We start from the raw sequence: 16,416 nt of genomic DNA on the forward strand, positions 1-16,416 counted from the left end.
ATTTCTCAATTAGGGCGAATGCCCGTTTCCGGAGGTTGCAACATTGTCGAAGTTTTTAATACGTGGCGGGAATCGCCTGTCGGGTAGCGTAAAAGTGGAAGGTGCAAAAAATGCGGTTCTGCCGATTCTTGCGGCCTCGATATTGGCTTCGGAAGGAACCAGTCTGATTGAAGATGTTCCCTGGCTGACAGACGTGGAAACGATTAGTGAAGTGATTAGCGCGTTAGGCGCTGAAGTTCGGCGGGAAAGCTCCAGCACATTATTTGTTGACTCCCGAAATGTAAATCAATGGGTGGCTCAGGAATCGCTTGTCCGAAAAATGAGAGCCTCCTTTCTTGTCATGGGCCCGTTATTGGCCCGTATGGGACAAGCGCGCGTGTCGCTGCCCGGTGGTTGTGCGATCGGCGCGCGGCCTGTAGACCAGCACATAAAAGGTTTTCAATCACTTGGTGCCGCAGTAGAAATTGGTCGCGGGCATGTAGAAGTCCGCACAAATGGGAAACGGTTAAAGGGGAACCGAATCTATCTGGATATTCAAAGTGTGGGAGCCACTCAGAATATCATGATGGCGGCTTGTCTTGCAGAAGGACGAACGGTCCTTGAAAACGCTGCTAAGGAACCGGAAATCGTTGATTTGGCGAACTATTTGAACGCAATGGGGGCCAATGTACGCGGAGCCGGAACAGATGTTATCCGGATCGAAGGCGTCGACCGGATGCACGGTGCCAACCATACTGTGATTCCGGACCGCATACAAGCAGGAACATTTTTGCTTGCTGCTGCAATGACTGGTGGAGACGTCTACGTGGAGGGAGCCATTTCCGACCACCTTAAGCCGATACTTGCCAAAATGAAAGAAGCTGGCGTTGAGATACTGGAAGATATTAACGGGGTTCGGGCGCGCGGCGGCCCGGGCAGCAAACCGCTTGATGTGAAGACACTCCCTTATCCGGGGTTTCCAACCGATATGCAGGCGCAGATGATGGCGCTGCTGACGGTTCTGCCGGGTAACAGCTTGGTAACGGAGAGCGTATTTGAAAATCGGTATATGCATGTAGGCGAGTTACAGCGAATGGGAGCTGACATCAAGATAGAAGGTCGAACAGCCTTGATTACCGGTGTTCCCTATCTGTCAGGGGCCGGCGTAACAGCCAGCGACCTGCGGGCCGGGGCGGCGCTTGTCATTGCCGGACTGGGTGCGCAGGGGGAAACGGAAGTCCAGGGCTTGCATCATATTGATCGGGGATATTCCCGACTGGAAGAAAAATTGCGGCTGATTGGTGCCGATATAGAAAGAATCGATTAAGAAGTTACAGCAATCGTTGGAAACGGCTGCTGTTTTCTTTTCCTGGGGACATGACTTTTGGCTGCGGAACATATACATCTTGTACTGGCACCGTATTGTGAAAGCGCCAAGTCATACGGAGGAGGAGCAGTATTGAACCAAGCCGCAATGTCCAAAAAACCAATATTGCTGTTATTCGCTCTAACGATTGTGCTGATGATGGTACTTCCTGCAGGTCTTATCCGTCTCATGTCCCATGGCCAACCGACGAAAACCGTTCCCTCTATCCACGCAAATGAACCGTCCATTAACGTATACCTGAAAGAAACCAAACAGATTGTGAAAATGCCGCTTGAAGAATATGTCAAAGGAGTGGTGGCCGCTGAGATGCCGGTGACATTTCCGCTGGAAGCATTGAAAGCACAGGCGATTGCGGCCCGAACCAACGCGGTCAAGAAAATCGAAAGCCATACATTAACGCCGGAAGGCGCCAATGTAACGGACGATTACCGGCAGATTCAGGCGTATAGCACCGATGAACAATTGAAACAACGCTGGGGCATGCTTTCTTATGAAGTGAATATGAGTAAAATCATGCAGGCGGTCAACGAGACAAGGGGAAAGATTTTGACCTATCAGCAGCAGCCGATTGAGGCACTGTTTTTCTCCACATCAAACGGGAAAACAGAAAATGCGCAGGATTATTTTGGAAGGGCGCTGCCTTACCTGCGTACCGTGGACAGTCCCTGGGACAAACAGGCCAAACATGCAACGGATACGAAAACGATCCCTTTGAAGGATATGAGCAAGCTCTTGGGAATCAATGCGGTAGCTGCATCGGCTGGCAACGGCCAATGGCTGCAAGTTCTGGAAACTTCACAAACCAACCGCATCAAGAAAATCAAAGTGGCGAATCAGGTGATGACCGGCCCTGATTTTCGAGAAAAACTCGGGCTGTATTCGACTGATTTTTCATGGAAGATAGACGGAGACTCGATTATATTTACCACACACGGCTATGGGCACGGAGTGGGCCTGAGCCAATACGGAGCGGAAGGAATGGCGAAGGAAGGCAAGCGGGCAGAGGATATCCTTGCATATTACTATCAAGGAACAAGTATTGCAAACTATCAATCTAAATGAATGTACTATAAAAAATTCCGATCAACTGAGTATTCCCTGTATAAGCTTTCTTATTCATGGCGAGAATGGGGAATGAGGTGATCGAGAAGATGAATGAAGAAAAAAACCAGTTGCAAAATTTGGCTCCTCGGAGTCAGAAAAAGCCGGGATTCTGGAAGACTTTGTTTGCCAAACGGTGGACGTTTCCGGCACTTTATCTTGGCGCAGCAGCAGTCATTATCGGTATCGTGGTAGCAGGAACCCAGTACAAACACCAGGAAGGCGCGACACCGGCTCCGCAAGGGAACGTGCTGACTGATCCGAGCGCAGGCACAGACACACAACCGGTAACCGCCGGCCAAAATCTGATCTGGCCTATGGCGGCAGACGGTACAGATGCACAAGTCACCATGTCATTCTACGACGATTCGAAAGACGAGAAAACAAAAGCGAATTCGATCGTCAGATTTGACAACAATTTCTACACGCAAAACGGTGTGGTAATTGGGCGAAAGGACGATAAACCGTTCTCGGTCGTGGCAGCGGCATCCGGTACAGTAACCCGTGTGGAAAATGATCCGTTAATGGGACAGGTTGTCGAGATTGCGCATGACAACGGCTATGTAACCTACTATGCGTCTCTGCAAAATGTGCAAGTCAAGCAGGGAGACAAAGTGGTACAAAGCCAACCGATTGGCCAGTCGGGAAACAACAAACTGGAGGCGGACCAAAAGAATCATCTTCATTTTGAAGTGAAGAAAGATTCCAAATACATCAATCCGCAAAGCGTTCTACCGCCTCGCGGCCAATAAGTTCAAAGTCGAAGTCGCGTGAAAGAGTCTCTTGCAAAAGAGGCTCTTTGTTCTGCGGTAAAGCCACCGCGTGTCAGCCGTTTGACTGACATCTTGCTCCTTTCCCTTCAGAAAAAGAAATAGCCCCCCTCTTTCAGAATTCAAAACGCAGATGTCTTTCACACTGTCTCTTTTCATTCCATTAGAGAGGATATGCCTTGTCTTTTTACTTCCAATAGTATGTCAAGCATGAGCTTGTCAAGTTGAGAAAAAAAGAGAAAAATCAGGAAAAACAGACCTTAGGCTTGTCAGTGGGCCAATTTAGGCATATGTGGTACACACCCTCATATAATGTATCAGACACTTGAAGGATGGGGGAGGCGAAAGGGAGTGCACGACTACATCAAGGAGCGCACCCTAAAGATTGGCGAGTATATCGTTGAAACGAGGAATACCGTCCGCACAATCGCAAGGGAGTTTGGTGTTTCTAAAAGCACGGTGCATAAAGACCTGACCGAACGTCTGCCTGATATTAACCCTGATTTAGCGAACCGTGTGAAAGAAATCCTCGAATACCACAAGTCTATACGCCATTTAAGGGGTGGAGAAGCAACCAAGAAGAAATATCATAGAGAGGAACCAAAACGGAAATTGTCAAAAAATGTCGGCGTGGAAAAAGGAGTTTCTACGACACTGTAGAATATTACTAATAACAAAATCCGGAATTTTTTTAACGTGGAATGGGGCCGTAGGGAAACACCACTATTCTTTCATACAGCACGTATCATATATCGGTTATAGAAGCCTGGAGATCGGATACGAAGGAGGACAACGTTTTAAATGTTCAGTAGAGATATTGGTGTAGACCTAGGAACGGCCAATGTCCTGATCCATGTCAAAGGGAAAGGAATTGTACTTAATGAGCCGTCCGTAGTAGCTATAGAAAGCCAAACCAAAAAAGTGGTGGCAATTGGAGAAGAAGCTCGTCAAATGCTTGGGCGCACCCCTGGAAACATTATCGCCATTCGCCCACTTCGCGAGGGTGTCATCGCAGACTTCGATGTAACGGAAATGATGCTTCGTCATTTTATAAACAAAACGGTCGGAAAAGGAATCCTGATGCGGCCCCGAATCGTGATCTGTGTGCCAGCTGGCATTACGTCCGTTGAACAGAAAGCGGTGCGTGAAGCAGCAGAACGCACGGGGGCTCGTGATGTATATATAATTGAAGAACCTCGCGCTGCCGCGATCGGTGCTGGACTGGACATCTTTCAACCGAGTGGATCGATGGTGGTGGATATTGGCGGAGGTACGACGGACATTGCGGTACTCTCGTTGGGAGACGTCGTCACCGCCTCTTCTATTCGAGTTGCGGGGGACAAGTTTGATGAATCGATCATTCGCTATATCAAAAAACAACACAATCTGCTGATTGGTGAACGGTCGGCAGAACTAATAAAGATGCAAATTGCATCGGTTTACCCGGATGCACGCCATGAACAAATGGATATCCGGGGCCGCGATATGGTGACCGGCCTTCCCAAAACGATTGAGGTCAACTCGGAAGAGATCCGGTTGGCGATGGAAGAACCTGTAGCGCAACTGATTTCGGCGGCGAGAAGTGTATTGGAGCGGACTCCCCCTGAACTGGCTTCCGATATTTATACCAAAGGTGTTGTGTTGACGGGTGGCGGTGCCTTGTTGTTCGGTTTGGACAAGCTGATGCGGGAAGAATTGCAAATCCCCGTTCATATTGCAGACGATCCCATGACGTGTGTGGCGCGTGGAACGGGAATGGTCTTGGACAACTTGTCGCAAGTGATACGGACAACGGGCAAAAGACCTCTAAGGAGTAGGTGAACAGAAATGATCCGTGGGCTTTATACGGCAGCGTCCGGAATGGTTGCCGGAGAACGCAGGCAAGATGTGATTTCAAACAATTTGGCAAACGTGAATACGATCGGATTCAAAAAAGATGACAGCATAATGCGTTCGTTCCCCGAGATGCTGTTGTATTCTTTGAATGACCATACGGGCAGCGGACCTCAATCGATCAGTCCGGGCATGCCGAATATCGGCAGTGTTGGGACGGGTGCCTTTTTAGAAGAGGTACTTACCCGTTTTTCGCAAGGCCCTTTAAAAGCCACCGATAACAAATATGGGTATGCGATTGAGGATGTGGAGCATCCGGGAGAACCGCGGCGTGCTTCGTTTTTCCCGATGGAAGACGCACAGGGCAATTCCTATGTGTCGCGGGATGGTGACTTTCATTTGGACACACAAGGGTATCTTGTCAATTCTGCCGGGTTCTTTGTGCAGGCAGTTGACGCGACCGGTAAACCGATACCCAATTCCCGTGTCAAGTTCGACGAGCAATCGGGAAGTTTGGTAGCTGGCATGGCAGTGGGTGTCGGAGGGTTTCAATTGAATACGAATTTACAGTTCAAAATCATTGATATACAAGATACCAATCAATTGCAGCAGGCGGGAACCGGTTCATACCGGTACAACCCCGCGTCCGTGGCTACGGGAACCGGTGAACTGAAGAAAGGGTTTGTGGAAACGTCGAACGTGGATGTAGCCCAGGCGATGACCGATATGATGGCTGTAATGCGCAGTTATGAAGCAAATCAACGAATGATTCGGACGCTTGACAGTACTTTGGATAAGGCGGTCAATTCATTAGGACGGATCTAACAGGAAAGGAGACCGCAACATGAGAGCGCTCTATACGGCAGCATCCGGCTTGACCGCACAGCAAACCAGGCTGGATGTGATCAGTCATAATATGGCAAATTTAAATACGGTAGGGTTTAAAGAGAAACAAAGTCAATTTGCTGAGATGCTGCGTTCTGAATTTACGCAGCCGGATGAATTTCAATTGCAGGGCCGAGCTTCCGCAGCCGGATTACGGATCGGAAACGGGTCTTATGCGGCTCATTTGGGGCAGATTTTTTCGCAAGGCAGCATTCAGACAACAGGCAACAATACCGATTTGGCGGTTCAAGGGGAAGGGTTCTTTACGATCGGCATTCCCTCGAACGGTTCCGGTTCGCCTTACCAGACGGCGTTCACCCGGTCCGGGAATTTTCATGTGGATGGGAATGGAATGTTGGTGACGGATGAGGGATACCCCCTTTTGAATCAGTCGGGACAACCGATCCGGTTGCCAGCCGGGGTAGATGGACAATCGATGTCGGTGAAGACCGATGGGCAAATTTTGGCCGATAGCGGGAATGGACCGGCCTATGTCGATACGGTTAATCTGGTACTGGTTCGGAATCCGGAAGAAAATCTGCAGGAAGTCGGAGACAATCTGTACCGTATAGCACCCGGAACCAATTATAATCCTTTAAATGATTCGCTCGGCAAACTAACTCAAAAATCCGATTTGGATCGAATCGGGACAATCCGGCAGGGGGCGTTGGAAATGGCAAACGTTGACCTTGCGAAGGAAATGGCTGATTTGATGGAAGTCCAGCGGGCTTATCAGATTAATGCGCGATCAGTTGCAACGATCGACACGATGATGGGACTGGCAAATAATCTGCGATCGTAACAACGGGTATATGCCGAAGGGGTCGAACAAGCGGCCTCTTTTTTTGCTTTCCATTTGATGCTATGATTGGAATTAGTGCAGCAGAGGGGGTATCCGATTGAAGCAATTGCCCAACATACTGACTGCAGTGCGGTTATGCCTTGTACCCTGCTATTTTCTGGCGTTTTTTTCAGATAGCGATTGGAATATGGGATATGCGTTTGCGATCTTGGTAGCGGCTGGATTGACGGATTTGCTGGACGGTTATTTGGCGCGCAAGTACCATCTGATTACCCCGCTCGGCACAATTCTTGACCCTTTGGCTGATAAACTGATGATGCTGTCTGTCATCCTGTCTTTTATACTGTCCGAACGAATGTCCTGGATTGCAGCCATTCTGCTTGTGTTTCGTGACGTTGCGATGATTGTGGGCTCGGCTTTTTTTCATTTTCGCGACAAGCAGATTGTGCCGGCCGTGTGGTGGGGAAAGTTCACCACCGTTTTGTACTATGCAATGGTAATCAGCATTCTGTTCAAATGGGCCATATCCGATTGGTTGCTTTGGATCACAATCGCCTTTTCTTTTCTTACCAGCATTGTCTATCTGCGTAAAATCCGTGCACTCAATCGATAGTACGCGGGGCAGGTCTCACTACGGAGGGAATTATGTTAAACATTGATCAAATCAAAGAGATTATCCCACATCGGTATCCGTTTTTGCTGATTGATCGAATTTTGGAAGTGGAAGCGGGAAAAAGGGCTGTTGGAATCAAAAACGTGACCGCAAACGAACCGTTTTTTGCCGGGCATTTTCCTGAGTATCCGGTCATGCCGGGAGTTTTGGTGATTGAAGCGATGGCACAGGTCGGCGCGGTTGCTTTGTTGTCGGTCGAGGAAAACAAAGGGCGGCTGGCGTTTTTTGCCGGTATTGACGGTGCCCGCTTTCGACAACAAGTCCGACCGGGTGATACGCTTCACATGGAAGTCGAGATTCTTTCGTTCAGACGGAATATTGGCAAGGGGAAAGCAGTGGCTATGGTAGGCGATAAAGTAGCTTGCGAGGCGGAATTGATGTTCGCTCTGGGCGACTAACTGATCACCTTGCCGTCCTGAATGGTTGCATAAACGACCTCTCCTTCTTGCAGGCTCGCTTGTCCATGGGTCGCGTTTGTCACCAACGTCCGGAAATGTTCCGTTTCATTTGCTGGGACAAGCACCGTTAAACAGACCAGATCGGTGTATTCGGTATTGACGATAAAGTATCCCTGTTGTAACAGCTCATTTTCTAACTTTCCCAGCCATGTATAGTCAATTTTGACGGCAAACGATTGGAAGCGGGAACGGGTCACGATCCCGGCGGCACGCAATCCGGCTGTCGCTGCTTGCCCGTAGGCTCGTACCAAACCTCCCGAGCCAAGCATGATGCCGCCAAAATAACGGGTAACTACAATGGCCACGTTTTTAAGTCCTTCTTTTTTGATTACCTCCAAAATAGGCTTTCCTGCGGTACCGGAAGGTTCGCCGTCATCGTTCGACCTCTGAATCTCGTCGTGCGGACCAATCTGATACGCATAACAATTATGAGTAGCGTCCCAGTGCTTTTTCTGGATCGACTCGATAAAGGAAATCGCCGCTTCTTCTGTTTCGACTGGCTGCGCATAACTGATGAAGCGGGATTTTTTGATCGTTAACATGTCTTCCCCATAGCCTTTGATCGTTTTATAACTTGACAGCATGGTTCGCCCTCCTTGTTCGTTCTAGATTGTATCACATTTCAATAAAAATTTACCCATGTATCGCATGATAGGACGATTCGGAATATTTAAAGGTGATGAAAATGAGCGACGCAACAAAAAGCATTCGGTTCATCTGGAAACTGATTGTTCAGTATGGAGGGAACGGACTTCTGGAATCACGGGATCTTCCGAAGCTGGAAGCGGCTTTCCTCTACGGCAAATGGATCATGTTCCTGTTTCCGCCGGTTTACTATATGTGGGTGGGACAAGCGTACTTCGTCCCGATGCTTGTCTCCATGTCCGTGCTGGCGATCTACAACGGAATCGTTTACTTCCTGTTGCGGAATACGAAGAATTGGTCTAAATCCTATTCCTGCATGCTGCGGATTATCGAGCTGTTCATAGTTGGCAGCATGTCAGTGATGGCACGGTTGACAATGGACCTTTTTAATTTCAACAGCTATTATCTGCTGGTGGTTTTGATTGGTATTCTCAGTGGCGGGTTAGTCATGGCTGGGGTATTGTTGACGATTGCCATACTGATCTTTTATTTCAGCGGACTGATGGTTTCCTATGCAGGAGGGACTGTCAGCGCAACAGACGCTTTCTTTGAGACCGTATTAACCGGAACCCTGTTCGTGCTCATTTCGTTTTCGGTTTTATATGTCGTGGCCCGCAGCAACCGATATCGCATCGAATCGAAGGTCGACTGGTTGACAGGGCTCTACAATCATCGTTATTTTTATCAAACCCTCATACAGTCGCTGGAAGATACCGGAATCTCTCGGCTTACGATCATACTGGCAGACATTGATGATTTTAAAAAGATTAATGACATGTACGGGCACCTGGTGGGAGACGAAGTACTGCGCAAAATCGGTTTGCTGCTCCGCGAACGGCTGGTGGCTCCGAATATAGCGGCCCGATACGGGGGAGAGGAATTTGGGATTTTGCTGTTTGACAAATCGGAGGAGCAGGTACAGAAACTGCTGGTTTCTATACAGCAATCGTTGGCAGAATTGACGATCGATACGGAAGCGGGAGTGCTGCAGGGGGTGACGGTCAGTATGGGAGTCGTTACGGGTGTGTCGTCTGCTCACTTGGCCAGCAAATGGGTACGATTGGCGGACCAAACGCTCTATCGAGCCAAGTCGAGCGGAAAAAACAGGATCGTATTTGCCGAAACGCCATAGAATTCCTTAAATAACGAATCAGCCTCTCATCCAATCGGACAAGAGGCTGATTGTTTACTAAGAGAGGATTACCAGTTAAAACTCGCGAATTCGTTCCATTCGGCCGGTGTTGCCGTTCTGCCCCGGTAGGTCGAATAGCCGATTGCGCCGTAATCTTTAGCAGCCTGCATGGCGCCGCGAATTTCATAAGGCTGCGGATACTGTCCTGCGTCACCGGGGAACATGTTATAGGACTGGCCGACGATTTTAATCGGCATGTCTTGTCGGGTCAACTGGCGCAGTTTTGTGATTTCAGCACCGATGCTGTCGTACGCTTCTTTGTAGGTGTATGGTTTTGACTTGAAATGCCAATAGACCATCGGTTCCAATACATCGTAATATTTGGAGTAGACGCTCCACGGCTGGTTTGGCTTCCAAGTAGCCGGATAAATGACTCCAAACAGCGGATAGTTGGGACCTGTGGCATCCCGGATTCCTTTTGCAAATGCCTCTTGTTGATAGGCCGCCAGGTTTTCTTCGATATCGGCTGCAATTCCGTCGAATCTGTCACCTGTAGGAGTCGTATAATTAATGACTTGAATGGTTTGACCGGCATCCTTCCAGGGATCATTGTTTGCCGCATAAATCCAGCCCACTACGGCAATTCCGGCTTTATGGGCTTTCGGCAGGAAATCGTCAATCGCGTCTTGTCCAAAGAACCCGTCTGTTGTCGTCGAGTTGAGCATATACACATGTGTAACCCCGGCATCCTTTAACCGTTGAATGGTTTGATCGACCGGATAGTTTTTCCAGTCGCTGTACATCATCCATTCTCCTTTTCCGCTCGACAGATCAGCAGCTGATGTATATACGGTCAGTTGTTGAGTGGCGCTGATGGATCCCGACTGTGCGGTGATCGTGTAGCTTCCTTGCGTATTGCCCACCTTCAGGGTTCCAATGGGCGAATTGCTATTCGAAGAAATTGAACCCAACCGGCTGTCGTTGACCTTGAACGTAACGGGGAAAGTGGAAATCTCATTATCCCACATATCCAGTCCCTTGGCGCTGATCTGTACATCCTGACCGGGACGGACAAATGTAGAAGGAGCCGCGTGAACATCCAGTTTCGCAAGATCGCCTGGCGTTACAACAAATGTGGCCGGTTTATCCAAGATGGTGCCTCTGGCAGACGCTGTAACCGTGTATGTTCCTGCTTTGGTTTTGGAAGTCTGCAACTGAGCGACGCCATTAACGGTAGATGCTTGCGTGGTGAACGTCCCATCCGGTCCCGTTATCGTAAATGTAACTGCACGGAGATTGTCCGTCTGCAGGAATTTCCCGTTTTCGTCATTGACCTTAACGGTCAAATTGATCGTTTCGGTTGGTTTGTGTGAACCGTAATCGTCATTCGAGAACGCCAAATGTTTAGGTGCCTCAACAGTGACGTTGACACTTGCTGTAACAGGGGATTGCCCGGGCTGGCGAACAGTCGCGGTTATTTTTCCGCTGCCAGGTACCAGCGCGGTGAAAACCCCGTCTGATGAAATCTGTCCCACGAGCCCATCTACGCTCCATACAACGGGTATACCCGAAACGGTAGAGTTCGCCTTATTGAACAGTTGCGCAGTCAGGGAGAGGGTTTCTCCCGCGACCAACTTCACTTGATCGGGTGTAATCTGAATTCGGCTTACCTGTACGCTGGTTTTAAGATCGTTAATTTTTGCGGCAGGTACTTGCAACAGGTTATAAATCATGCCGGCCGCTTCTGCACGGGTAGCGGTAGCAAGCGGTTTAAACGTACTGTCGGGATAACCGTTGATGATTTTTAACTGGCTGGCGATCGCCACTCCTTTTTGCTCGTCAGGCGAAATTTGGTCCGCATCGGCGAATGAACCGGTGCTTTTTAAAACTGCGTCAGAAACGGCAGGAATTTGTAAAGCATTGGCTATAAAATAGGCCATATCCTGGCGCGTAATAGGCTGATCCGGTTGAAAAGAGGTGACGGACGCATCGCCAAACACTTTCAGTTTCGAGGCGGTCTGAATTTCTTTAAAGGCAAAATAGGAAGCTGGAACGTCATCGAAAACCGGAGTGCTGTCCGGGTCAAGCGGTGTCTTTAAAGCGCGTAACAGCAGGGTTACGAATTCGGCCCGGGTAATCGTGTCGGAAGGGGCAAACAAATTCGTGGCTTTCCCCCGTACGATTCCCATGTTTGACAATGTCTGAACGGCGGAAAACGCCCAATGTCCCGGTGGCACATCAGTATATTGGCCCTGTGATTGCGAGTCGGATTTGGCAGCAGCGGCCAAAGCCGTTTGGCTGTAAGCGGTTGGCAGCAGCGGAAGCGGGGCAAGCAGCGAAATTGCGATGGTGCCCGAAAGGGCTTTGCGCGACAGGCGTCGGCGTGAGGGTACTGGCATTTTCACGTTTCTACATCCTCCCAATAAAAGCATTATGTAGAACTTCGACAAAAATTGAGCAAATCCTACACTATCTACTATAAAATTCGCTAGAAATAGCCAATTTACTAGGGTTAAATATAAAAAAATTTTCCATTTTGGCAAATCGGTGGTCCATAAAAATTTTTTGATAACGCCATCGGAAAGTCGTTTATAATCGAATCTGAGGGAGGATTCATATGGACGAAACAAAGGAGCTATTAAAAGCGATTTTGGGAAGGCTTGAAGAAACAAGCGCAGATATTAAATTGCTAAAAGAGGACGTTAAATCGCTTAAAGAGGATATTACTTCAATAAAAGAAGATGTTAAATCGCTTAAAGATGGACAACTTGAGATTAAAGATCGCTTGAGCCGAATAGAAATGCGCTTAGATTTTCAGCGAATAAGATTAGCGAAAACACAGAAGAAATTGAGATCCTTAAAAAGTCTGTTAGGTTTTAAAGCTGTTCCAACAGTCATTTTCTCAAATTTATAGCCGCCCAGTAATTAAATTTGTATGAAAAGCAGTTACCCCGTACCACTTTTAATAGGGATACGGGGTATTTTTTAGCCCGATTTGGGGTGTGACTATTCGGCGCTACCCGCTTGGGACAGCCCCTTGTCAATATACAGCACATCACACGATCATTGACTGGGCGTGCTCAGCTGCTGATTTTTCAGCTGCTGTTTCAATCCTTCCGGCATCTCGATTTTCGTTTGCTTGTTGCCGAGATTGAAAAACTTAATGGAAGCGTTTGATACCATCGTTCCGATGTCAGATACGGAACTGGTGGAAACAATATCAATCTGTCGGATGTAGCGTGTTTTTTTGTCGACGTAAATGGTGTAGCGGCTGGGAATCGTTTTATTCGCTGTTGGCAGCCAATCGGCAAATCGAATCGCATCCGCTTCAAACTGGTACACTTCCGTGTCCTTATTGGTCAGGAGGGAAAGATCAGGCAACCGGAAAACAGGTGGCGCAGGCAACTTTTTTAAAGACAACAAGGATTGCCACACATTCGGGATGGCTACCCGTTCTGTCGGTCGCCAAACCCCCAGTTCCCTGTAATAGGCCGTTTTTTTATCCTGATACAGGTAATAGGACTGGTTGTCGATCGTTTGGGATATTACTGCCTGATCCGGCAAGATAATATCACCGTATAACCGGGCTGCATGTTTGTTGTTCCGCTCAAACGTTTCCAAGCTGGCTTGGATGCCGAAGTCGGTAACCGTTTGGTTTTTGTCTACCGAATCAAGAATTTGGTTCCAGCCGTCTGGATCCATCGTTTTCTCTTCCGGTTTGGCAGGAGTTGCGGTGCTGTTCGGCGCCGAAAGGGGCAGACTGCAGCCGGACATAAGCAATGCCAACCCTAAACTGAGTGCGGCGATGAATCGTTTATTCATGAAGTCTCCCCCGTTTCAAAAGCTGATAGCCGAATCCGCCGACGATAAGCAGCGCATACATGCCTGCCAGAACAGTCTGCAAGGAAACGGGCAGCGGCCTGATTACAAACAGATTAGGCGTGCCGTAAAATCCGCTGGCCCAAGTTTGGTTGTCAATCGGAAACGGGAACAGCAGATTGGTTTTGAATACGCGCCAATCGCGAATCAACTGACCGTTTTGCCATGTATACCCGGTCAAATAACGATCCGGTTTGTCCCGCACCAGACTGGGGTCGTTTGTGACGATCATCGGTTTCGAGCCTGCTTTCACGCCCGGCTGAACGAACTCGAAGCGCAGGGAATCCGTCCCGCTTTCCCATATCGTATTCCATGTACGGTTTGCGTTCAGTTTAAGAATCCTGGCGGGAATCGTGTTCAATAAAAGTTCGTCGATCCCATCCCCATCGACGTCTCCAATCACCAAATTGGAAGTGACCGGCTCATCCCAAGATCCTTTATAAGCGGCAATCGGTGTTTCGGAAGGGTTGTTTCCGTCAATCAACTGCACTTCATTGTTTTTGACAACTACCAGTTGCGAGTCGTTGCCGGGCATGAATTTACCTTTGCCCACCAGGGCGCCGTTTGGAATGGCGGGGGAATTGGAACGCCCGAACGCATCGGACCAGTTTTTGCGGGTGGCGGATAACGCGTCTTCCGCCTGTTTATCCATGGCTGCCGTAATGGACAACGGATTAAAAAAACTGGTCAAGACCCGCTTTGGATCTACACTAGGTGTAAAGTGCTGGCGAACGGCTTCGTTGTTCACGGTCCAGCTCGAAATATAGTATGGGAAACCGGTCAAAGCGAGCGATGGGAACGGCAGGGCTGCGACTTCTTCTTTCGTAGCCGGATGTTTCAGGTATCCGTCCTTCTGCGAAAAACGGAGAATATCAACGCCTTCCAGCAGCCGCTTTTGCAGTTCGAATACAGCAAGCAGATTTCCTTTTCCGTCCGGACCGACTGTTGCTTTTTTCAGTTCATCGTCGGTCAGCGGCTTCAAATCTCCCAGCGTATAAAGATCCGTCCCCCGGTTTACGATAGGATATACAGGAAATGTCGGGAAACGGTCCAACGCTGCGCTATTGTAAACCAGTTGAAATTGCGAATAAAACGCAAGGCTGGAAAACGGCATCCATTGAAGAAACAGTGTGAGTGCGAGAAATACAACCGTAAAGTCACGCCAGCGGATTTTTCCGTACCAGGCGGCAAGGGCGCCAAGCAGCAGGAACAAGAAAGGGAACTCGATAAACCGCCACGCGAGGCTGTCGAGATAGATTCGCTGCACCCCATAGCTTAGCAGCAAAATCAGCAAAGACAGCAAAAACACAAATCGGCGCTGCGGTTTCGGCACACAGAAATAGCCTAATAACGCACCGATTATCAAAACGGCGAACCCATAATAAGAAAAATCAAGTACGAGCGGAATCGCCACCAACTGATAGATCGCGGTCAGGAACAGGGAGTAAAGAGCGATTGTTACATACCTCATGTTGTATATTCCTCCCTTGTAAGACTCGTATCGACTGTGTGGGTATCCCCGGTTCGGGTCAGAATAACCAGTAATGAAACATAAAACCAGAAGAGAAAGTTCATCGCCGGTACCTCAAATACGTTTTCCACCGCATTTTGCACCAAAAGCGCCAGGAGACCGGCGAACATGCCTGCCAGCAACGGCCAGTTGGGACGGCTGCGAAGCGGTTTGAAAATTCGCTTGTACAAGTTTTGCATCACGGTCCAGAAAAGCGCCAACATCGCAAACAGGCCAACAAGCCCCATTTCTCCGATAGTCTTGGCGTAATAGTTGTCCACATACATGGCGTTAAAACGGCGGGCTGCCACGGCGCCACCGAAATGTCCCAACCCCGTTCCGAAAAACGGGTTGTTGCGGACTACGTCATAAGCCAGCAGCCAGCGGTAGACGCGTCCGTCTTTTGCCGCTTTCATCCAATAGAGCGGATCAAACAGTTGGGTTACACGGGTGTGGATTTTCGGAATGAAAAAGGCGGCGACCGCAGCGACCAGAATCAGGATCAGCAGGCGGCGGTCAATCAGCGCAGCGGTAATAACCAGAGCTACAAACAACGCGAGCCAGGCGCCCCGTGTGAAAGTAAACAATAAGGCCATCATAGCGGCAAGCGCGATTCCGCCAAACAAAATCCGCTGCCTCCAGCTGGAGGCCGACCAGGCCATTCCGACCGCTGTGGGAAACAGCAGAATCATATAGCTGCCCATAATATTGGGGCTGCCGAATAAGGAAAAGGCGCGTGTCCGTAAACTTTCTCCCGCATCTATCCAATTGGGGGGGATCGGCGTTTTGACAATATATTGGTAGATCCCGTGCAAACTGATCAAGAGACCTGCGTATAGTGAAAAGCGCACCAGTTGAAGCGCTGTTTCCCGCTCCCGAACTACAAACGGCAGAACAAAAACGAACAGCATGTACCAGTAAACGGCGCGAAACCCTTCGAAATCGGCCGCAAAAAAAGGAAGATCGATCGCCACATAGGCGGCGCCCAGTGCAAGAAATGCAATCATGACCCGGTGGTACGGCAACCGCTCAAACCGGTCTCCCGCCACAAATCGATAGACGGCGATCAATGCCAGACCGAGCAAAATCAACTTGTCCCAGATGGAACCGACAATAGGCAGCAACCGAAGTACGTAGTCAACGATGGGAAAGCAGGCAAGTGAAATCAATGCCCACATCTGCAACCTTTCGAATTTCCTGATGTTTAGTATCACAACTTGTTTTCTCCTTCCAGGACATAACGTTTCCAACGCCAAAATTATACCATCCCAATCCGAATCGAAACAGACTTGTCCAATAACGGCAAGGTTGTTTATAATTACCACTGTACCATCGGATTATTACAACTCCATTTATTAAAAA

At 48.9% G+C, this 16,416-nt stretch carries 16 protein-coding genes; 11 read left to right on the forward strand and 5 right to left on the reverse strand.

Annotated features, from left to right (window positions below):
- Positions 1–43 precede the first annotated feature (43 nt).
- From murA to fabZ, 9 genes are all read left to right on the forward strand, one after another.
- Positions 44–1,306 (forward strand): UDP-N-acetylglucosamine 1-carboxyvinyltransferase, encoded by a 1,263-nt coding sequence (murA, locus tag skT53_RS13980; RefSeq protein ID WP_200758055.1) that lies wholly within the window; start codon positions 44–46, stop codon positions 1,304–1,306.
- Between the two features lie 132 nt (positions 1,307–1,438).
- The gene (gene spoIID, locus skT53_RS13985; RefSeq protein ID WP_200758057.1) at positions 1,439–2,428 is read left to right on the forward strand and encodes a stage II sporulation protein D; all 990 of its coding nucleotides are present in this window, start codon (positions 1,439–1,441) and stop codon (positions 2,426–2,428) included.
- Between the two features lie 89 nt (positions 2,429–2,517).
- Entirely contained in the window at positions 2,518–3,219 is a 702-nt protein-coding gene (locus skT53_RS13990; protein ID WP_200758059.1) for a M23 family metallopeptidase, read from the forward strand.
- A gap of 369 nt (positions 3,220–3,588) precedes the next feature.
- On the forward strand, positions 3,589–3,897 hold the full coding sequence (spoIIID, locus tag skT53_RS13995) for a sporulation transcriptional regulator SpoIIID (RefSeq protein ID WP_226375221.1): 309 nt from the start codon (positions 3,589–3,591) through the stop codon (positions 3,895–3,897).
- A 141-nt stretch (positions 3,898–4,038) separates the two neighbouring features.
- The gene (gene mreB, locus skT53_RS14000) at positions 4,039–5,058 is read left to right on the forward strand and encodes a rod shape-determining protein (protein ID WP_200758063.1); all 1,020 of its coding nucleotides are present in this window, start codon (positions 4,039–4,041) and stop codon (positions 5,056–5,058) included.
- A gap of 6 nt (positions 5,059–5,064) precedes the next feature.
- Positions 5,065–5,895 (forward strand): flagellar hook-basal body protein, encoded by an 831-nt coding sequence (locus skT53_RS14005; RefSeq protein WP_200758065.1) that lies wholly within the window; start codon positions 5,065–5,067, stop codon positions 5,893–5,895.
- Between the two features lie 19 nt (positions 5,896–5,914).
- A complete protein-coding gene (locus tag skT53_RS14010) occupies positions 5,915–6,757 on the forward strand; it encodes a flagellar hook-basal body protein (RefSeq protein ID WP_200758067.1) in 843 nt (280 codons plus the stop codon).
- Positions 6,758–6,854: 97 nt separating this feature from the next.
- Entirely contained in the window at positions 6,855–7,370 is a 516-nt protein-coding gene (locus tag skT53_RS14015) for a CDP-alcohol phosphatidyltransferase family protein (protein ID WP_226375222.1), read from the forward strand.
- 32 nt (positions 7,371–7,402) lie between these two features.
- Positions 7,403–7,828 (forward strand): 3-hydroxyacyl-ACP dehydratase FabZ, encoded by a 426-nt coding sequence (gene fabZ, locus skT53_RS14020; RefSeq protein ID WP_200758071.1) that lies wholly within the window; start codon positions 7,403–7,405, stop codon positions 7,826–7,828.
- Here the strand turns inward: fabZ and skT53_RS14025 are convergent.
- Positions 7,825–8,472, reverse strand: a complete 648-nt coding sequence (locus tag skT53_RS14025; RefSeq protein WP_200758072.1) for a YigZ family protein — start codon at positions 8,470–8,472, stop codon at positions 7,825–7,827. The two genes, fabZ and skT53_RS14025, sit on opposite strands and share 4 nt — an antisense overlap.
- 101 nt (positions 8,473–8,573) lie before the next feature.
- On the opposite strand from skT53_RS14025, the gene skT53_RS14030 reads away from it, so the two are divergent.
- Positions 8,574–9,665, forward strand: a complete 1,092-nt coding sequence (locus skT53_RS14030; RefSeq protein WP_200758074.1) for a GGDEF domain-containing protein — start codon at positions 8,574–8,576, stop codon at positions 9,663–9,665.
- A gap of 68 nt (positions 9,666–9,733) precedes the next feature.
- Here the strand turns inward: skT53_RS14030 and skT53_RS14035 are convergent, their stop codons facing one another.
- Complete coding sequence (locus skT53_RS14035) at positions 9,734–12,064, reverse strand: S-layer homology domain-containing protein (protein WP_226375450.1); 2,331 nt, start codon at positions 12,062–12,064, stop codon at positions 9,734–9,736.
- 218 nt (positions 12,065–12,282) lie between these two features.
- On the opposite strand from skT53_RS14035, the gene skT53_RS14040 reads away from it, so the two are divergent.
- Positions 12,283–12,579, forward strand: a complete 297-nt coding sequence (locus tag skT53_RS14040; RefSeq protein WP_200758078.1) for a hypothetical protein — start codon at positions 12,283–12,285, stop codon at positions 12,577–12,579.
- Between the two features lie 149 nt (positions 12,580–12,728).
- Here skT53_RS14040 and skT53_RS14045 read toward each other — a convergent pair whose 3' ends face one another.
- The 3 genes from skT53_RS14045 to skT53_RS14055 are packed head-to-tail and all read right to left on the reverse strand — an operon-like array spanning position 12,729 to position 16,232.
- Entirely contained in the window at positions 12,729–13,487 is a 759-nt protein-coding gene (locus skT53_RS14045; RefSeq protein WP_200758080.1) for a hypothetical protein, read from the reverse strand.
- Positions 13,480–15,015, reverse strand: coding sequence for a hypothetical protein (locus skT53_RS14050; RefSeq protein ID WP_200758082.1), 1,536 nt, complete (start codon positions 15,013–15,015; stop codon positions 13,480–13,482). Before skT53_RS14050 ends, skT53_RS14045 begins: the two co-directional genes overlap by 8 nt.
- Entirely contained in the window at positions 15,012–16,232 is a 1,221-nt protein-coding gene (locus skT53_RS14055; RefSeq protein WP_200758084.1) for an O-antigen ligase family protein, read from the reverse strand. The genes skT53_RS14050 and skT53_RS14055 overlap by 4 nt, the downstream gene beginning before the upstream one ends.
- Between the last annotated feature and the right edge of the window lie 184 nt (positions 16,233–16,416).

The organism is Effusibacillus dendaii (assembly GCF_015097055.1).
GTDB lineage: Bacteria > Bacillota > Bacilli > Tumebacillales > Effusibacillaceae > Effusibacillus > Effusibacillus dendaii.